The organism is Echinicola sp. 20G, assembly GCF_015533855.1.
GTDB lineage: Bacteria > Bacteroidota > Bacteroidia > Cytophagales > Cyclobacteriaceae > Echinicola.
In genome coordinates, this window is sequence record NZ_AP024154.1 from 2,362,678 (window position 1) to 2,381,059 (window position 18,382).

At 39.9% G+C, this 18,382-nt stretch carries 17 protein-coding genes; 12 read left to right on the top strand and 5 right to left on the bottom strand.

What is annotated here, in order from left to right; all coding sequences use genetic code 11:
- Positions 1-53 precede the first annotated feature (53 nt).
- Complete coding sequence (locus tag JL001_RS10145; protein ID WP_200975969.1) at positions 54-404, top strand: MmcQ/YjbR family DNA-binding protein; 351 nt, start codon at positions 54-56, stop codon at positions 402-404.
- The gene (locus JL001_RS10150) at positions 401-1,363 is read left to right on the top strand and encodes an ABC transporter ATP-binding protein (RefSeq protein WP_200975970.1); all 963 of its coding nucleotides are present in this window, start codon (positions 401-403) and stop codon (positions 1,361-1,363) included. Before JL001_RS10145 ends, JL001_RS10150 begins: the two co-directional genes overlap by 4 nt.
- A 101-nt stretch (positions 1,364-1,464) precedes the next feature.
- On the opposite strand, the gene JL001_RS10155 is transcribed toward JL001_RS10150, so the two are convergent.
- The 4 genes from JL001_RS10155 to JL001_RS10170 form a co-directional block, all read right to left on the bottom strand.
- Positions 1,465-1,983, bottom strand: coding sequence for a peptidylprolyl isomerase (locus JL001_RS10155; protein WP_200975971.1), 519 nt, complete (start codon positions 1,981-1,983; stop codon positions 1,465-1,467).
- Between the two features lie 172 nt (positions 1,984-2,155).
- Positions 2,156-4,930, bottom strand: a complete 2,775-nt coding sequence (leuS, locus tag JL001_RS10160) for a leucine--tRNA ligase (RefSeq protein WP_200975972.1) — start codon at positions 4,928-4,930, stop codon at positions 2,156-2,158.
- A gap of 259 nt (positions 4,931-5,189) precedes the next feature.
- Positions 5,190-6,155 carry a hypothetical protein gene (locus JL001_RS10165; protein WP_200975973.1) on the bottom strand — a complete coding sequence of 322 codons (966 nt, stop codon included), beginning with the start codon at positions 6,153-6,155 and terminating at the stop codon, positions 5,190-5,192.
- 261 nt (positions 6,156-6,416) lie between these two features.
- A complete protein-coding gene (locus JL001_RS10170; protein ID WP_192008369.1) occupies positions 6,417-7,322 on the bottom strand; it encodes a mechanosensitive ion channel family protein in 906 nt (301 codons plus the stop codon).
- A gap of 163 nt (positions 7,323-7,485) precedes the next feature.
- Here JL001_RS10170 and JL001_RS10175 point away from each other — a divergent pair, with 163 nt between their 5' ends.
- From JL001_RS10175 to JL001_RS10195, 5 genes are all read left to right on the top strand, one after another.
- On the top strand, positions 7,486-9,030 hold the full coding sequence (locus JL001_RS10175) for a bifunctional GNAT family N-acetyltransferase/carbon-nitrogen hydrolase family protein (protein WP_200975974.1): 1,545 nt from the start codon (positions 7,486-7,488) through the stop codon (positions 9,028-9,030).
- A 2-nt stretch (positions 9,031-9,032) separates the two neighbouring features.
- Positions 9,033-9,584 carry an HAD family hydrolase gene (locus JL001_RS10180; RefSeq protein WP_200975975.1) on the top strand — a complete coding sequence of 184 codons (552 nt, stop codon included), beginning with the start codon at positions 9,033-9,035 and terminating at the stop codon, positions 9,582-9,584.
- 6 nt (positions 9,585-9,590) lie between these two features.
- A complete protein-coding gene (gene kdsA / locus JL001_RS10185) occupies positions 9,591-10,439 on the top strand; it encodes a 3-deoxy-8-phosphooctulonate synthase (RefSeq protein WP_200975976.1) in 849 nt (282 codons plus the stop codon).
- 71 nt (positions 10,440-10,510) lie between these two features.
- On the top strand, positions 10,511-12,163 hold the full coding sequence (locus tag JL001_RS10190; RefSeq protein WP_200975977.1) for a murein L,D-transpeptidase: 1,653 nt from the start codon (positions 10,511-10,513) through the stop codon (positions 12,161-12,163).
- Positions 12,164-12,234: 71 nt separating this feature from the next.
- A complete protein-coding gene (locus tag JL001_RS10195) occupies positions 12,235-13,845 on the top strand; it encodes a murein L,D-transpeptidase (RefSeq protein WP_200975978.1) in 1,611 nt (536 codons plus the stop codon).
- A 15-nt stretch (positions 13,846-13,860) separates the two neighbouring features.
- Here JL001_RS10195 and JL001_RS10200 read toward each other — a convergent pair whose 3' ends face one another.
- Entirely contained in the window at positions 13,861-14,586 is a 726-nt protein-coding gene (locus JL001_RS10200) for a murein L,D-transpeptidase catalytic domain family protein (protein WP_200975979.1), read from the bottom strand.
- 398 nt (positions 14,587-14,984) lie between these two features.
- Here JL001_RS10200 and JL001_RS10205 point away from each other — a divergent pair, with 398 nt between their 5' ends.
- The 5 genes from JL001_RS10205 (at position 14,985) to JL001_RS23225 (ending at position 18,375) form a co-directional block, all read left to right on the top strand.
- On the top strand, positions 14,985-15,395 hold the full coding sequence (locus JL001_RS10205; protein WP_200975980.1) for a 6-carboxytetrahydropterin synthase: 411 nt from the start codon (positions 14,985-14,987) through the stop codon (positions 15,393-15,395).
- On the top strand, positions 15,355-16,053 hold the full coding sequence (gene folE, locus JL001_RS10210; RefSeq protein ID WP_200975981.1) for a GTP cyclohydrolase I FolE: 699 nt from the start codon (positions 15,355-15,357) through the stop codon (positions 16,051-16,053). Before JL001_RS10205 ends, folE begins: the two co-directional genes overlap by 41 nt.
- Before the next feature lie 271 nt (positions 16,054-16,324).
- Positions 16,325-16,906 carry an RNA polymerase sigma factor gene (locus tag JL001_RS10215; RefSeq protein ID WP_200975982.1) on the top strand — a complete coding sequence of 194 codons (582 nt, stop codon included), beginning with the start codon at positions 16,325-16,327 and terminating at the stop codon, positions 16,904-16,906.
- A gap of 172 nt (positions 16,907-17,078) precedes the next feature.
- Positions 17,079-18,158, top strand: a complete 1,080-nt coding sequence (locus JL001_RS10220) for a FecR family protein (RefSeq protein ID WP_200975983.1) — start codon at positions 17,079-17,081, stop codon at positions 18,156-18,158.
- A 94-nt stretch (positions 18,159-18,252) separates the two neighbouring features.
- Positions 18,253-18,375, top strand: a complete 123-nt coding sequence (locus JL001_RS23225; RefSeq protein WP_255545454.1) for a hypothetical protein — start codon at positions 18,253-18,255, stop codon at positions 18,373-18,375.
- Positions 18,376-18,382 lie beyond the last annotated feature (7 nt).

Below are 18,382 nucleotides of genomic sequence, written 5' to 3' on the forward strand. Positions count from 1 at the left end.
TAAATTGTTTGTCTTAACCGTAAGACATCCTTTCTACAACAATAGGCAACAATATGGATATCGTTTTTTTTAGGGATTATTGTTTGAGAAAGCCAGGAGTGTCCGAGGATACTCCTTTTGGCCCCGATACACTTGTCTTTAAAGTTGGAGGAAAACTTTTTGCTTTGATTGATATTGAAAAATTCGAAAGTGTCAACCTTAAATGTGACCCTGAAAGGGCGGTAGAGTTGAGAGAGAAATATAATGGGGTCATTCCGGGGTATCACATGAATAAAAAACATTGGAATACAGTGGCTTTCGGCGCAGACTTAGCCGATGCAGCTATTCTCGAGCTCGTGGATCATTCCTATGAACTGGTTTTCCAGAGTCTTTCCAAAAAGGTTCAAAACGAAATTACCACATGAGTTTTCTTAAGGTCAGTGAAGTCACCAAGCAATATGATGAGGAGAATATTGCCTTGGAAAAATTCAGCTTGCAAATCAGCAAAGGTGGAGTCGTTTCCATGGTGGGAGAAAGTGGTTCTGGTAAAAGCTCATTGTTGAGGATCATCGCCGGGCTGGAAGTCCAAAACTCTGGAGTGGTACACTTGGGTGACCAGAAGATCCTAAACCCTAAGCAAAAGCTTGTGCCCGGATATGATGAGATTCAGCTGATCCATCAGGAATATAAGTTGTATCCCAATTCAACCGTTGAAGAAAATATTGCCAGGCCTTTGCTGCTGTATGATAAAACCTATCAGAAAGAAAGGGTGGAGGAGCTGCTGACCCTTTTGTCGCTTCAGGAGCACCGTTCCAAAAAGCCAAGGCAGCTATCCGGCGGACAACAGCAGAAAGTGGCCATTGGAAGGGCTTTGAGTATTGAGCCAGAAGTGTTACTGTTGGATGAGCCCTTCAGTAGTTTGGATGCTATTCAGAAGCGTGAATTGATCGAGGAGTTGAAGCTGATCTTTGATGAGCTGGATGTGACGGTTGTCTTTGTTACACATGAGGTGGATGATGCACTTCTCATGAGCGAAGAGCTATTGATTATCCAAAAGGGAAAGTTAGTGCAGCAAGGCAATGTTCGCGAGGTTTTTAGGAAGCCCAAGAATGAATATGTGGCCAAGCTTTTTGGAAACCTGAATGAAATTCCTGGCGAGAAAAATACTTTTATCCGGCCTTCAGATTTGGAGATAGGAAAAAGTGGAGCTTATAAAGCTAAGGTCGATAAGCAGCAATACCTGCTTCATTATAATTTGTTGACTGTGGAGTTAGAAGGTGAAAAACTGAAGTGGAAGGTTGAAGATACCTCACGGAAATATCAAGTGGGAGATGTGCTGAACTTGAGCTTTGATCCAGCATATTTGATTCGATTTGAAGAATAAGGGTAGAGATGAGAATCAATATTGTAAAAAAAGCTGGGCCTAGTTTATAACTTGGCCCAGCTTTTTTCTTTTATCTAGTGTGTAGCGTCTAATATCTAAACTCAATGTTGGTGTCCATGTTCGCCATGAACGTGACCATGCGCGATTTCTTCCACGGTAGCCTCTCGGACTTCTTGCACTTCACCGTCAAAATGTAATTTGAAATCCACCAAAGGATGGTTAAAGTCCAATAAAAGATCATCCCCAAGATCCTTCAATACTTTAGCTTGCATGGGATAACCCTCTTCATCTACCAAAGGCAAGAAATTACCTTCTTGAAGCATTTCAGGTTTGAAACCTCTTTCTTCGGTCAGTTGGGCCTTGGCAATATCCACGATCAATTCATCATCTGCGGCGCCGTAGGCTTCATTCACTTCCAAAACAAAGCTAAAACTTTCCCCTTCTTTTTTGTCGGCCAAGTAAGCTTCAAATTTCTCTGGTAATCCACTGTTACCAAAAATGAAATAGAACGGGTCTTCTTGGTCCCTGATTTCTACACTAAAAGGAGCTGATTCTTCTTCCTCTTTACTCACCTTTAGTTCATAAGTGAGTCCTACTACTTTGTTGTTGGATATTTGCATGTGTTCAATTTTACTTTAAAAGCAAAGATATAAATTTGGATGAACTGTCAACGTGAATTGCTAATTAAGTGGATTACTGTTGCGTTTACGGTTGTGAATGATTTTTTAGATAACAAAAAAGGTTTGCCCTGAATTAGGGGCAAACCTTTTAGAATAATCTATTTGATGGTGTTTAAACCACAATGTTGACGATCTTTCCTGGTACCACAATGACTTTCTTCGGTGTCTTGCCGTCCAGCCATTTGGAAACCGTATCATCAGCCAAAGCGGCTTTTTCAATTTCTTCTTTACTCAAGCTCAGAGAAAGTGGTAGCTTGGCCCTCATTTTACCATTGATAGACACTGGGTATTCATGGTTGTTTTCAGCAAGGAATTCTTCCTTGTACTGAGGGAAGGCAGCTTCCACAATAGAGCGGTCATTGCCCAAAAGCGACCAAAGTTCTTCCGCGATATGAGGCGCAAAAGGAGAGACAATGATGGCCAATGGCTCAAGAATTGCCCGCTTATTACACTTCATGCCGCTAAGCTCATTGACACAAATCATAAAACCTGACACAGAGGTGTTGAAAGAGTAATTGTTCATGTCCTCTTCTACTTTCTTAATGGTCTTATGCAAGGCTTTTAACTCTTCTTTGCTTGGTTCTGCATCAGAAACAGCAAAGTTTCCATTTTTGTCATGATAGAGTCTCCAGAGTTTCTTCAAGAATTTGGATACACCGTCGATGCCATTGGTGTTCCAAGGTTTAAACTGCTCCAGAGGCCCAAGGAACATTTCATAAAGCCTCAAGGTGTCAGCCCCATATCGGTTGATGATGTCATCTGGATTGACCACATTGTATTTGGACTTGGACATTTTTTCCACTTCCGCACCGCAGATGTACTTTCCATCTTCAAGGATAAATTCTGCATCGGCCAGATCTGGTCTCCATGCTTTGAATTTTTCCAGGTCCAATTGGTCATTGTAGACAATGTTGACATCGACATGCATCGCAGCGCTATCATAATCTTTTCTCAGTCCATGGCTGACAAACTGGTTGGTTCCCTTGATCCTGTATACAAAGTTAGATCTTCCTTGGATCATGCCTTGGTTGATCATCTTCTTGAATGGCTCCACAATATTGATCAAGCCTTTGTCAAAAAGGAACTTTGTCCAAAATCTGCTGTACAGCAAGTGACCAGTAGCATGCTCTGCTCCTCCGATGTAAAGATCCACTGCTTCCCAGTACTGCTGCGCTTCTTTACTTACAAATTCCGTGTTGTTTTGCGGATCCATGTATCTCAGGAAATACCAAGAAGAACCGGCCCAACCCGGCATGGTGCTCAACTCAAGAGGGTATTCACCATCAGCTGTCTTGTAAGTCCAGTTTTGAGCCCTGCCCAGTGGAGGTGCACCATCTTCAGTGGGTAGATATTTGTCGACTTCCGGCAATACGATAGGAAGGTCCTTTTCTTCTACCAGGTATGGGATTTCATCTTTGAAGTAAACCGGTAGTGGCTCACCCCAGTATCTTTGTCTGGTGAAGATGGCATCGCGCATCCTGAATTGGATTTTGCCTTTACCGATTTTGTTTTCTTCCAAAAAGGCGATGGCTTTGTCCATGGCATCCTGCATGACCAAGCCATTTAAGAAGTCGGAGTTCATGGCTATGCCATCTCTTCCAGGAAAAGAGCCATTTTCCATGCTGCCTTCCAATACTTGACGAATTTCCAGCCCAAAATGCTTGGCGAAATTGTAATCTCTCTCATCATGTGCGGGAACAGCCATGACAGCACCAGTTCCATATCCAGCTAGCACATAGTCGGCTACCCAGACAGGGATTTCTTCTCCATTGAATGGATTGATGGCATAACTACCTGTGAAAGCACCGGAGATAGTTTTTACATCGCTCATGCGTTCTCTTTCAGAACGGTTTTTAGCAATTTGGATGTAGGCCTCAGCCTCTTCCCTTTGGTCTTCGGTGATCAGTTCGGCAGCCAACTCACTTTCAGGAGCCAGTGCCAAATAGGTTACCCCATAGATGGTGTCAATTCTAGTGGTGAAAACCTTGATTTTTTTATCTTGTCCTTTCACTTGGAAGACCATTTCAGCTCCTTTGGACCTACCGATCCAATTTCGCTGCATCTCTTTGATGGGTTCGTTCCAGTCTACTTTGTCCAAGTCATTGAGCAAGCGCTCTGCATAGGCAGTGATGCGCATGCTCCACTGCATCATTTTCTTTCTTTCTACTGGATGTCCACCTCTTTCAGAAAAACCATCCTTTACTTCATCATTCGAAAGTACAGTGCCCAAAGCCGCGCACCAGTTAACGGTAGTCTCAGCTAAGTAGGTCAATCGATACTGAAGCAATACTTGCTGTTGTTTCTTTTCAGAATAGCCTTTCCAGTCTTCTGCTGTAAATATTTCTACATCCTCGTCACTTACAGCATCTACCGTAGCATTTCCTTCTGTTTCGAATATTTTGATCAACTCACTGATGTCCTTGGCTTTGTCAGCAGTTTTGTCATAGTAGCTGTTGAATAGCTGCATGAAAATCCACTGTGTCCATTTATAGTAGTTGGGGTCAGAAGTCCTTACTTCCTTGTCCCAGTCAAAAGCAAAGCCAATGTTTTTCAGCTGCTCGGTGTATCTTTTAATGTTTTCCTCAGTGGTAATGGCTGGGTGTTGACCAGTTTGGATGGCGTATTGCTCAGCTGGTAAGCCAAAAGAATCATAACCCATTGGGTGGAGGACATTATATCCCTGAAGTCTTTTGAATCGTGTGACGATGTCCGAGGCAATATAGCCAAGAGGGTGTCCAACATGAAGCCCAGCGCCAGATGGGTAAGGGAACATGTCCAAGCTATAGAATTTAGGTTTTTGTGGGTCAACTTTGGCATTGAAAATTTGGGAAGCTTCCCATCTGTCCTGCCATTTTTTTTCTATTTCTTGAAAATTATAATCAGCCATTTTTAGCAAAATTGTTACTTATAAAAGGATTGCTTGCAAAATTATAAAAATAAATGGGATATGCCTTTGTATTTGTGTAGTAAGTAGGGAGCTATGATAGGTAAGAGGGCAGGAAGTGTTGAATATGAATTGAAGTAAAACAGGAAAAAGAAGTAAGAGATACGAAAAGACCTTTTTAATCATGGCAAGACTATAGATCATGCCCTGATTAAATGTGGAACCTTTAGTCTAATATTTAAAATCTAAAAAAGCCTAGGTATTACCAGAATCTCCAGCCACGCTGCCTGGTTCGGCCTCTTCTCAGCCAGTTTTCCCATATGTCTTCGGAGAGGTAAATTTCTACGCCCACATTGAAAGTGAAGTAGCCATCAAACCGGTGTTCTAAACCACTGCCTCTTCTAATACGGTGTTGGAAATTTCCATACTTGTCGAAGTAAATGCCATTACGGATTTTTTCTACATCAGGCATGCCATTTTCATCCAACCAATCAGGATTCCTTACAGCCAAGCGCAATCTTTCTGGCATAGGACCTTCTCCATACTCACCATAGCTTTCCAGAAGGTTAAGATAAAAATCTTTGATATTGTAGGCACTGATGTCGTCCATGTAATCAGAAAGTGTAAAGCGGTAGTTCCCTTCAATGAACAAATCAGTGTAAACATTCAGTTTGTATTTCATGCCTAGTCCCATAGGGAAGACCATCACGATACCGGGATATTCTTCTCCTTCAAGCGCCAAGGGTCTTAAGCTAATCCATTCACCATCCAACTGTGCCTTAGGAGTGTTGGTACTTGCTCCCACCCCGGCAAAGATGTACCAATTGAGAAAGTGACGGGTTATGTTGTTCAGCCTTACAGGTTTCCAATGGTATTCTGCTAAAAAGGCTGCTTCAATGTTTCTGGCCCTGAAGTGTAGGTTCCGTGGTGACCTATAGCTCCTTGGGTCAGAAGGAGGGTCCTGCCCTGAGATTTGAATGTACGAGCCTTCCAACCTAAGTCTTGTCTTGGTTCCAATGGTCCTGCGGACGTTGATGGAAAAATTATAATCAGGCTGTATGCCTTCTTCATATTTCCAAAGAGAGTAGAGTTCTCCAAAGTATTGGGAGACCCCTCCACCCATTCCCACTGACCATGGCTCTTCAAATCTGAAACGATAGAAGCTTTGTGCCTTCAGGCTGCTGGCCATCAGGAGCAGAATGAAAAAAAATAGTAATAATCGTTTCATTTCGTGTTGAATAATGAAAATTAACAAGTGTGTTTAAGTTGCTAGTTTTTAGGGTGATTCAACTTATAATTGTAAATAAACGATTATTATTTAAAATTTTCAAATTTAGTATTTAACAGCTAATTTGTTGATTTGAAGTACGATAAAATAGGTTTTACAGGGGTTCTGGTGTGGTTGTGTTATTTAAGCTTGTACAAAAAAACACCCCAAGTTCCTATATGTTATTAGGACTTGGGGTGGTCAAATCTTAAGGAGTGTTTTTTACGCGTCTTTTAGGTTTTCGAAGCCTGACTTTAAGTGCAAATCTCTTTGCGGGAATGGGATCTCGACATTTTCTTCGTTGAACCTTCTGAAAATTTCATAATACAGTTGGCTTTTCAGCACTTGAGGACGGTTGATAAAGTCAGAAGTCCAAACCCTTAAGATGAAATTGATGCTGTTGTCTCCATATTCAACAAACAATACATCAGGTGGAGGGGTTTTCAAAACTCCTTCGTTTTTCTGGGCCACCTCCATAAGGATGGATTTTACCTTTTGAGGATCTTCTTTGTAGGAAACTCCTACAGGAAAGTTAAAGCGGATATTTCTGTCATTATGGGACCAGTTGATCACGGGATTATCGATAAATTGGCTGTTTGGAACAATAACAGAAATATTGTCATTGGTCACTACCATCGTGGATCTGGCTGAGATTTTGATAACATCTCCGTTGACATCGGCAACCTCAATACGGTCTCCTACCTTGATGGGGCGTTCGAAAAGAATGATCAGGCCACTGATAAAATTGTTGGTGATGTTTTGTAAACCGAAACCAATACCGACACCCAAAGCACCGGCCAAAATGCCTAATGCACTCAGGTCAATGCCGGTATTTTGAACAATAATCACAAAGCCACCGATCAATAACACGTAACGGATAATGGTCCCGACGGATTGTCTGGTGCCAAGATCCATGTGGTACCGAGTGAGCAGCTTATTGACAATGAACTTCTTGATCCATTCTGTGACAATAATCAGGACAAAAATGGAAAACACAAGGGCGATGATCAAGCCAATGGTTAGTTTGGACTCTCCAAGAGTGATAATGGTGTATTGAAGGAATTCATTTATTTTATCTAAAAAAGCTCCAACGCCGTCTTCTTTAACATCTTGTAGAAGTTCTTCCATGTTTCTTCTTAATAGTTGATCAATAAATTCAAAGTATAACTTACAAATTAATAATATTTATATTGCCAAACCAGTTGATATTTGAATGATTTAATTACAATTGACCATAAATGTTATGAGCATTATGGCAGATATTTGTTGTGTCATAAGATAACTTTGAAGCATGAGCAAGCAAAAGGAAGAGCTAGAACATAGACTCAAATTAAGGAATATTCATCTTTCTGATTACAACGACATCCGTGATATCATGATGTCCATTTATCAGACCCAAAGTATGGCCTATACCAAGCAAGAGTTTAAAAATCAGATCAATACATTTCCGGAAGGGCAGATCTGTATTGAGGACAATGGAAAGGTGGTGGCAGTTGCTTTGAGTCTGGTAGTAGAATACGCCAAATTCGGGGATAACCACACTTATGATGAAATTACAGGGTTTGGAAAGTTTGATACGCATGATTTGGAAAATGGCGATACCCTCTATGGAACGGACGTTTTTGTGGACAGGGAATACAGAGGGCTAAGGCTAGGGAGAAGGTTGTATGATGCCCGTAAAGAGATTTGTGAAAACCTAAACCTTAGATCCATTATTGCAGGAGGAAGGATTCCTGGTTATAATAAATATGCGGATCAGATGACACCAAGAAAATATATAGAATTGGTGAAAAACAAGGAGATTTATGATTCTGTGCTTTCATTTCAGCTGGCCAATGAGTTTCACGTCCGTAAAGTAATTACCAAGTACCTGCCAGAAGATAAGGATTCCCGTGCCTATGCCACCCTTCTGGAGTGGAATAATATATATTATGAAAAAGAAGAAAAGCTCATAGGGAACCGGAAGTCCATTGTGAGGCTAGGCCTGGTGCAATGGAAAATGAGGCGTTTTCGGGATGTGGATGACTTGATGCAACAAGTAGAATTCTTTGTTGATACTGTTTCAGGCTATAAGTCGGACTTTTGTCTGTTGCCAGAATTCTTCAATGCGCCACTTTTGGCTGACTTCAATGACATGGATGCCTCTGAGGCTATCCGAAATCTTGCCGATTATACAGAAGAAGTGGTCGTTCGCATGCAGGACTTGGCCTTATCTTATAATGTGAACATTATCGCAGGTAGTATGCCGGAATATGATGGGAAGAAGCTTAGGAATGTGAGTTATCTGTGTCGCCGTGATGGAACTACGGACAAGCAATATAAACTTCACATTACTCCAGATGAGCAGGCTTATTGGGGTTTGCAAGGAGGCAATGGGATCAGGGTGTTTGATACGGATGCGGGCCGAATAGGGATATTGATCTGTTTTGATGTGGAGTTTCCAGAGCTAGGTAGAATATTGGCGGAACAGGAAATGGACATTTTGTTTATTCCTTTCTGGACTGATACCAAAAATGCCTACCTTCGCGTCAGTACCTGTGCAAAGGCCAGGGCAGTAGAAAACGAATGTTATGTGGCCATTACTGGTTCTGTAGGGAACTTGCCTAGGGTAGAGAATATGGATATTCAGCACTCCCAAGCGGCCATATATTCTCCTTCTGATTTTTCCTTTCCCCATGATGCTGTAGTTGCGGAAGCTTCTTTGAATACAGAGACTACCATTGTAGCAGACGTGGACTTGGATTTGCTTACGAAGCTCAGAAAGCAGGGAAGTGTGAGGAATTTGGCCCAAAGAAGGCTGGATCTTTATTCTATCCAGTGGAAGAAAAATAAATAGATATGGAAAATTACCTAAAGGGTATAGACGATAAAATTTTAAAGAAAGCAGCAAAAATCAAACTACTGATCACCGATGTGGATGGTGTGCTTACAGACGGAGGCGTGATTTATGATGACCATTACTTGGAGTTGAAAAAATTCAATGTCAAAGATGGTCTTATCGTGAAAGTCCTGCAAAAGCATGGAGTGATGGTCGGGGCGATCACAGGAAGGAATTCTCCTGTGGTCAGGAGCCGTTGTAAAGAGCTGGGCTTTGATTTTCACCATCACGGCATCAAAGATAAAGGAGTTCAATTGAGGGAAGTATTGGACGAATATAACCTTTCCTTGGAAGAATGCGCCTATATCGGTGACGATTTGATTGATTTGCCTATCCTTTGCAAAGTGGGCTTGTCGGTTGCTCCATTGGATGCTTTACCTTATGTAAAGGAAGAAGTAGATATGGTTTCTTCTCTTCCAGGAGGCCGTGGGGTTTTCAGGGAAGTAGGGGACTTGATATTGAGCTCCAAAGGATTGCTTAAGAAGATTATTAAAGAATTGACAGAGAAATAATAAAAGATGAAAAAATATACCCAAGCAATGAAAATCACTGAAGGAGTGGTTTTGGGAGAGGATAAGCCTGTGTTATTCTCTGGGCCTTGCGCGGTGGAAAGCTTTGATATTTGCATGGAAATCGGCAGTACAGTGAAGGCTGAAGCGGAGAAAAATGGATTTTCCTATGTGTTTAAAGCTTCTTTTGACAAGGCCAATAGAAGCTCTTCTGGATCATTTCGTGGAATTGGAATGGACAAGTCTCTAGAGGTGTTGCAGAGGGTAGGAAAGGAATTGGGCGTTCCATTGGTCACAGATATCCATGAAAGTTACCAAGCGGATGAAGTTGGAGCTGTGGTGGATGTTCTACAGATTCCTGCCTTTTTATGTCGACAAACAGATTTGTTACTAGCAGCAGGTAAGACAGGTAAGGCTGTCAAAGTGAAGAGAGGTCAGTTTATGGCTCCAGAAGACATGCAGTATGCTGTGAGCAAAGTCAGGTCAACAGGTAATGACAATGTATGTTTAACCGAAAGAGGTTTTACCCTGGGGTATCACAATTTGGTAGTGGATATGAGGGCTCTGCCTACCATGAGGCAGTTTGCACCTGTTGTGTTTGATATCACCCATTCTGTACAGCAGCCTGGAGGGCAAGGAGGAAGTAGTGGAGGACAAAGAGAGTTTGCTCCATTTTTGGCCAGGGCAGCGGCAGCCACAGGTGTGGATGGCTTTTTTATAGAGACACACCCTGAACCAGCCAAAGCCTTAAGTGATGGACCCAATATGATTCCGCTTGATCGAATGGCGGATTTTCTGGCCATGCTAAAAGCATCTTGGAGTTTGGGACAGGAATTTGCAGATTTTAAAGTACAATAAATATAAAGCCGGTTCGTCCGGCTTTTTTTTTATGCTTTTATTTTTAAATTGATTGAAAGAAATCAATTTTTATGAAAAAGGTATTTTTATTATTCTGGTTAGCACTAATTATAGGACATGTTTTAGCTCAGTCAGCCTTGACAGCAAGTGATGTATCTGTTGAAATCAGGAATTTATTGGAGTCCCATATTACAAATGGAGTAAGTCATAATGATAAATTGAATTTGGACCAATATGACCTGTTGTTGAAGTTTTATACTGATAGGGATTTTCAGGAGGCATGGACCCAAAAGGGAAGGTTGTCCGACAATGCTCAGAAATTGTTGGAGCAAATAGAAGAAGCCCGTTTTGATGGGTTGACCCCAGAAGAGTACCACCTTTCCGAGATCAATAATTTTATAAATGAGTTTTCTCAAAAAAATCAAAATGAGAGTTCTTTGCACCTTGCTTATATTGATTTGATCCTGTCAGATGCCTACTTGAAATTGGCCACTGATCTTTACAGGGGAAAAGTGCCACAGGAAGCTTTGAAGACAGACTGGGAGATTCAACCCAAGAGAATGAAGTTGAAGTTTGAGGAAGAGTTGGGGACAGCTTTGAAAAGTGGGAGACTAACAGAAAGTCTTAAGGGATTTTGGCCAGTATTCAAGGTTTATCCCCGAATGCGTGAAAATTTAAGGGCTTATCATGACATGGAACAGAATGATGGAATTGATTGGAGCAAGATTAGTGGAAATAAAGTGCTTAAGGTAGGGGAGTCTAGTAAAGCTGTTGCAGATGTTAGGGAAAGGCTTTGGTTTTGGAAGGATTTAAAACAATATACCCCTGAAGATGTGGAGTTGTATGATTCTACCATGATGGAAGGTATTTTACACTTTCAAAAAAGGAATGGCTTGACAGCCGATGGGGTAGTCGGTAAAGATACTTATAATGCTTTGAATGAAAGTCCTGCTGCTTTGATAAAGAAGGTAGCGGTTAATCTTGAGCGGATGAGATGGCTTCCAGATACAGTTATGGATAGCCGCTTTGTTGTGGTTAATATTGCCAATTTCCAGTTGGACCTTGTTCAGCAGAATGGTTTGGATACTATTTTTTCATCTCCTGTGATAGTGGGGAGGCAGTATCATACAACACCAATTTTTAATGGGGAGATGTCCTACATCGTTTTGAGCCCAACTTGGACAGTGCCATCTTCTATTATTAGAAACGAAATGATCCCCAAAATCAAAAAAGATCCTAATTACTTAAATAGAAACCATTTGAAGATTTTGACTTATTCTGGTAAGGAGGTTGACCCCAGTGCAATAGATTGGTCAAAAACATCTTCCAAGAGTTTTCCCTATATGATCAGGCAAAGTCCAGGTCCTCATAATTCCCTAGGCTTGGCCAAGTTTATATTTCCGAATAAACACAATGTATATATTCATGATACTCCATCTAAATCCTTGTTTTCGAAAGACATCAGGGCATTTAGCCATGGCTGTATTAGGGTACAAAACCCTGAACGGCTGGCAGAAGTGATACTAGAAGATAATAAAGATTGGGGGCATGAAGAGATTGAAGCAGTGATGCACTCAGGTAAAGAAACTACGGTCATGCTCAAGGAAAAAATTCCAGTTGTATTGCTTTACCTGACATTTTGGACGGATGAAAGTGGTAATCCACATATTCGAAAAGATATCTATGAAAGGGATCGTCGAATATCTGATGCCTTGTTTGAATAACGCTTAGTGAGATCCATGTTGCTGGGATGGCACAGTCATTGCGATGTCCATTATTAACCAACAACAATTTTATGGAAAGATACGCTAAATGGATTTTTTTGAGTTTTTTGTTTGTAGCAGCCTGTAAATCCAAGGTGGATGAAAATACACTAAAGGCAATTCGGGTAAAAGCTAAAAGTGATGCTGTTTTGGACAGCATTTATTCATCTTTTGAGTATATGCCCATTTGGGTGGAGAGTGATGGGCTTACCAATAAAGGGGAACAATTTATGAAGGCTTTAGAAGATGTTGTATATGATGGGCTTCAGAAATCAGACTATTTTAATGAGGATATGCATGAACTTTTGGGGAAGATCCAAGAGGATGGTAAGTCCGAAGATATTGCCAATCTCGAAATTCTAATGAGTAATAAATTCTTGAAGCTTTCCAAGGATTTGCACTTGGGCAAAGTGGATCCTTCCCAATTTTCAGAAACATGGAAAATTGACCGGAAAGAATCAGCAGCCTCATTGGAAGTTCTTTTAAAAGAAATTGGGCAAGGCAAAAAAGGGTCGGTTGAAGATGTGTTGGAAGAGTTAAGGCCTGAAAATGCCTTGTACAGGCAACTGAGGGAAAGATTGAAAGTGGTTTTACAGGCTCGGCAAGAAAAAGAAGAAAATGTGGAGCCAATAGTTTATGAAGGGAAACTTGAAGTAGGTGATAGTAATGCTGTGATTACTCAAGTGCGTACAAAGTTGGCTTCGCTGGGGTATGAAGAAGTTTCCTCAGAAGAGACCAGTCGGTATGATGAAAAGTTGGAGAAGGTGGTGAAGTGTTTCCAGTCGAGACATGGATTAATGGATGATGGAGTGATGGGGCAAGACTTCTGGCACGCGATAAATCTCAGTGATCAAGACTTGGCCGTCAAGCTTAAAGTGAATATGGAACGTTTGAGATGGTTACCAGACTTTAGCAAAGATGATGGCCCTAAAGTATTGGTGAATATCCCTAATTTTTATATGGATTATGTGGAAGGAAAAGACACGGTTTTTACTACCAGGGCTGTAGTGGGGAAAGAATATCACCAAACCCCTGTTTTTACAGCCAAAATGAGTTATATAGTGTTTAGTCCAAACTGGACTTTACCCCAAGGGATTTTGTGGAATGAAGTAATTCCTGCGATCAAAAAAGATGATAACTACCTTAAAGATCACGATATGATGGTGGTTGATCTGGATGGTAATGAGGTGGATTATCGAAAGATCAAATGGGGCAAGTTAAGCCAAGAGGATACATTTCCTTATTATATTAGACAAAGACCTAGTGATGAAAATGCGTTGGGAAGAGTGAAATTTATGTTTCCAAATCCATATAGTATCTATATTCATGATTCTCCAGCAAAATCCTTATATGATAGGGATCAAAGAACTTTTAGCCATGGATGCATAAGAATTGAGAAGCCAGCGGATTTCGCTGCAAAATTGCTGGAAGCAGAAAAGGACTGGGGAACAGATTCTATTGCCGCTGCCATGGGAAGGAATGAAGAAAAGCAAGTCAATTTAAAGCAAACTCCAGCAGTTTGGATTCTTTACCTCACTGCCTGGAACGGCAAGGGTGGTTTTCAGGTTAGAGAGGATATTTATGACAACGATATTAAATTGGCAAAATTAATGGGAGAACCCATTGGTAGAAATTATTTTTAAGATTAAATCCTATTGTTAGATGGTAGCAAGCAGCTGGCTATTTTCATGATAGGTTTTGTTAGGGGCGTAGATAAACAGGCAGCTGTTTTCTTTAATTGTGTCAATGATATCTTTAAAAACAGCCATAGGCAAAGCAGGGCATCCCAAGCTTCTTCCTAACCTTCCTGTCTTTGTAATGAAATCAGGATTGGCGTATTCAGCACCATGAATGACAATAGCTCTTTTTCGTGCATTGTCATTGAGTCCTTTTTCGATTCCGTCAAGTCTCAAAGAATAGCCATGTTTTCCATGATAAGTTTCGGCAGTTCGATAAAAGCCCAAGCTACTCATGTAACTGGAATTGGTGTTGGAGAATTTTGTGGCCATAAGGTTGCCGCTATTTCTTCCGTGTGCCACAAAAGTATGGTGGAGTATATTTCCTGATATTGGATCAATTGTCCAAAGCCTTTTTATAGAAGAAGGAAGGCTAAAGTCTATAATAGTCAATGGTTTGTCATTGGGTATTTCACCGGATTTGGCTAGTTTTAGATAACCTGAAACCCCCAATTGCAAAGCTTCTTCACTGAGTGTGCTCTCTTTTTTATCACTTTGAAGGTGTGCCTTTATTTTAGATAATAATACTTCTGCTGAATTTTCGGATAAGGAAGTAATAGGCAAGCCTTCAAGCTTATTTTCGGGTGTATAGGCAGAAAGGGCTGTACTAAGCACAAGGGCCAGAATAAGTCCGGTCTTTTTAAGCATAAATTATTTTTTTCAACTATGTTGGTAATCGGGTGATGTAATGAATTGGAAACTAGTTGGTTGTAGTTTCTTGTTGATAACGCAAAAATAAAGTAAAGATTGTAAAAATGAACTGATTTCCTGTTTCATTTTGTTCTTAGGTTCTAAATTCTCTAAAAAATCCGCAAAAAAAGCAGACTTTAGGAGTATAATCACCAAATGGGGTGCATATGAAATTTTATTTGGTTAATTTTGCGCTCTTAAAAAGATCAAAGCGCTTGACAGTTAAGAGGTTGGTTGTGGGTTGTTAACCAAGTTGACAAATAGGTTAAACAATTCTTTGAAAAATATTGTTCTGATTGAGGAAGTGAAAATAAATCACCCAATCAGATGGAATTCGTAAATGGTTAAAAGCTATAATGAGAGTATCGGTTTTCCGTAAAGAGCATTTTAATGCAGCACATCGACTTTATAATCCAAATTGGACAGACGAAAGAAACGAAGAAGTGTTTGGGAAGTGTAGCAACCCGAGTTATCACGGGCATAATTATGAGCTCTTTGTAAAATTAGTAGGTCCTATTGATCCTGATACTGGCTATGTTTTTGATATGAAAGTATTGAGTGATCTCATTAAGGAAAAAATATTAAAGAAGTTTGATCATAAAAATTTAAACCTTGATACCGATGAATTCAAACAACTTAACCCAACTGCAGAAAACATTGCTGTGGTTATTTGGAATATTTTAAGGAAAGAAATTGATAAGAAATACGATCTAACGGTTCGATTATATGAAACAGAAAGAAATTATGTTGAATACGACGGGGATTAATCTGGATAGATCCATTGATGAAATTGGGGATGAGCATATTGGGACCTCCCACGAGACACCTTTGAGAGAAGATGCCTTTGAAATGGATGATGAGCTCAAAATGGAACTTATCGAAAAGCATTTTAAAGAAATCATGCATGTGCTTGGGTTGGACTTGACAGATGATAGCCTCAGTGGAACCCCTAGAAGGGTGGCCAAGATGTTCATCCAAGAAGTTTTTAGTGGTTTGGATCCAAAGAACAAACCTGATGTAAAACTTTTTGAAAATAAATACAAATACAGTGAGATGCTGGTGGAAAAGGACATTACGTTTTTTTCTCATTGTGAGCATCATTTTGTGCCAATATATGGTAAAGCCCATGTTGCTTATATTTCTAATGGACATGTAATCGGACTTTCCAAGATCAATAGAATAGTTCAGTATTTTGCGAAGCGTCCACAGGTACAGGAAAGGTTGACTATGCAGATTGGTAATGAGCTAAAAGAAATTTTAGGAACCGAGGATGTAGCAGTAGTGATTGATGCACACCATATGTGTGTGTCCTCTAGAGGAGTTAAGGATATAAGTAGTAAAACTGTTACTTCTTTTTATAGTGGTAAATTTGATAAGGAAGAAACAACTAGAAAAGAGTTTATGCAGTATGTAAGTATGAAATAATTCACAAACTCTTTTCGGAAGTGTAAAAAAACCGGTGCAAAGCTCCGGTTTTTTTGTTATTGAATAGTGAGTGTTCAAAAGCTTTTTTAAGTCATTTTCTTCATAATATTATAATTGTTTTGTCATTACGGGTATAAGTGTTGGTTTTTTGTGGTATTCTGCATATCTTCCCAATGTTGCCAAATACGCTCTTGCTAAAACCATTTAGATGTTAGGTTTTGAATGGATATATCTTTTGGTAACATCGATAAAAAACCCAATTAACCCACATATGTCCCTTTTAAAACTTTTAAATAAAGAAGAGGATGATTTCCATTTATGGCAAAGGATGAAGGAAGGTGATCAAGATGCTTTTGATCAAATTTATGCCAAAAACATTAACCATTTGGTAAGGTATGGACATAGTTTTACCCAAGACGCTTCCATTATAGATGACAATATCCAAGAAGTTTTTTGCCGGGTCTGGCAAAGAAGGTCCGAACTGAAGCAAACAAGTAGCATTAGGTATTATCTCTTGGCCTCATTTAGAAATGAATTGTTAAAGGATATTAGAAAAAGAAAAAGAAGGGTTTTAATTTGGGAAATTTTTTCAGAATCTTCGGTGAACTTCAATGCTTCTTTGGAAGCAACCATTATTCAGAAGGAATCTCAGGAACAGTTACAGAAGAAGTTAAGCCATACTTTTGGAAAGCTAAGCTCCAGGCAGAAGGAAATTGTTTATTTGAAATATTATAATGAATTGACCTTTGATGAAATTGGTGAAATAATGGACTTGGAAAAAAAGGCTGTGTATAATGCTATGTCAAAGGCCATGATAATTCTAAGAAAAGAATTGGATAGTGGATTGGAATGACTACGTGCCTGTGTTTTTTCATCTCGACTATTAAATTAGATCGCAATTATTTTTTTGGGAAGCTGAGCATGTCCTAATTTACCCAAAAAGTGTTTTTTGAATTTATTTTTATAATCAAGGAGTAATTTGACAAGTCCCAGTATTTATAAGTAAAGATCAGTAGGTATTTACTTTGAAGGACAAGAGAAAAACATATCAAGATTATCGGGTTGAGGATTTTTTGACTGATGAATCATTTATCAGCTGGGCAAAAGGAGCAAAAAACGACATTGATTGGGAAGATATTTTTGATCGGTATCCTCATCTTATTCCCTTAGCAGAAGAAGCGAAAGGCACTATTTTCCAACTAAACTTTTCTGAAACTAAAATTAGCAAGCAGAGAACTTCTGACCTTCTGCAGAAGATCAACAAACGAATAGAGAAGCAGGAAATGGGAGATAAAGAAGCCAATGTAGTGGCTTTGCATGGAGGGTATAAGCAATACAAGCCTCAGAGAAACAATGGGTGGAAATGGGTAGCCGCATTGATAGCAGGTATTGGTTTATTCATAAGCCTTTTATTTTTACAGCATTCCAATCAACCGTCTTCCACCATTCCCCAAATAGCATTTCTTACTAAGTCTACGCAAAAGGGACAAAAATTGACGACCCGATTGAGTGACGGAACCATTGTCATGCTCAATGCAGGGAGTAGTATAAAATGCGAAGAGGTATTTAATGATACGGTCAGATACGTGACTTTGGAAGGAGAAGCATTTTTTGATGTAGCCAAAGATAGCCGTCCATTCAGGGTGAAAACAAACGGTACCCTTACAACTGCCCTAGGAACGTCATTTAATATCCATCAAGATGGTGATAAGGTCAGTATATCCTTGGTCACTGGTAAAGTTGGGGTAAATATGCTAAGTACTGCGGGGATGGAGGAATCAACACTTTTGCTTCCTGGCGAGCAGGTTGCAGTGGAAATTAAAGAGGAAATCAGGTTTGTAAAAGGGAAGTTTAATGTGTCTGAAGTGTTGGCTTGGAAAAGAGGGGTTTTGACTTTTCGTCATGTAAGTAGTGAAGAAGTATGGCAAGAATTGGAGCAGTGGTACGGAGTGGAAGTCATTGTAAAAAACAATAAGATCCCGAAGCAAGGCTGGGACTATTCAGGGAGTTTTGACAACGAGAGCCTGGAAAATGTTCTAGGGAGCATTGGTTTTGTTAAGGACTTTGAGTTTAAAATCGAAGATGATAAAGTGATTATTTACTAAACCCAAAATAAATCGAATATGAAAAATATCAACAGCTCTTAAGAAGAATAGGAGGTGCCTCAAAAGTAAAACGTCATCGTAAATATAGCGTAGTTTGAATTGGCTTGGAAGACCATTTTACTCTATTTCTACTGGTGATGTATTTTCTGATGAAGCACTTTCCTTTAAAGTCAATACCAAGCATGGGGATGTATTGGTATTGATGAATCTGTTTTAACACTTCT

Excerpts from the sequence above, each read along its gene's own strand:
- JL001_RS10145 (WP_200975969.1), top strand. The coding sequence starts at position 54 with ATGGATATCGTTTTTTTTAGGGATTATTGTTTGAGAAAGCCAGGAGTG.
- JL001_RS10150 (WP_200975970.1), top strand. The coding sequence starts at position 401 with ATGAGTTTTCTTAAGGTCAGTGAAGTCACCAAGCAATATGATGAGGAG.
- JL001_RS10155 (WP_200975971.1), bottom strand. The coding sequence starts at position 1,983 with ATGCAAATATCCAACAACAAAGTAGTAGGACTCACTTATGAACTAAAG.
- leuS (WP_200975972.1), bottom strand. The coding sequence starts at position 4,930 with ATGGCTGATTATAATTTTCAAGAAATAGAAAAAAAATGGCAGGACAGA.
- JL001_RS10165 (WP_200975973.1), bottom strand. The coding sequence starts at position 6,155 with ATGAAACGATTATTACTATTTTTTTTCATTCTGCTCCTGATGGCCAGC.
- JL001_RS10170 (WP_192008369.1), bottom strand. The coding sequence starts at position 7,322 with ATGGAAGAACTTCTACAAGATGTTAAAGAAGACGGCGTTGGAGCTTTT.
- JL001_RS10175 (WP_200975974.1), top strand. The coding sequence starts at position 7,486 with ATGAGCAAGCAAAAGGAAGAGCTAGAACATAGACTCAAATTAAGGAAT.
- JL001_RS10180 (WP_200975975.1), top strand. The coding sequence starts at position 9,033 with ATGGAAAATTACCTAAAGGGTATAGACGATAAAATTTTAAAGAAAGCA.
- kdsA (WP_200975976.1), top strand. The coding sequence starts at position 9,591 with ATGAAAAAATATACCCAAGCAATGAAAATCACTGAAGGAGTGGTTTTG.
- JL001_RS10190 (WP_200975977.1), top strand. The coding sequence starts at position 10,511 with ATGAAAAAGGTATTTTTATTATTCTGGTTAGCACTAATTATAGGACAT.
- JL001_RS10195 (WP_200975978.1), top strand. The coding sequence starts at position 12,235 with ATGGAAAGATACGCTAAATGGATTTTTTTGAGTTTTTTGTTTGTAGCA.
- JL001_RS10200 (WP_200975979.1), bottom strand. The coding sequence starts at position 14,586 with ATGCTTAAAAAGACCGGACTTATTCTGGCCCTTGTGCTTAGTACAGCC.
- JL001_RS10205 (WP_200975980.1), top strand. The coding sequence starts at position 14,985 with ATGAGAGTATCGGTTTTCCGTAAAGAGCATTTTAATGCAGCACATCGA.
- folE (WP_200975981.1), top strand. The coding sequence starts at position 15,355 with ATGAAACAGAAAGAAATTATGTTGAATACGACGGGGATTAATCTGGAT.
- JL001_RS10215 (WP_200975982.1), top strand. The coding sequence starts at position 16,325 with ATGTCCCTTTTAAAACTTTTAAATAAAGAAGAGGATGATTTCCATTTA.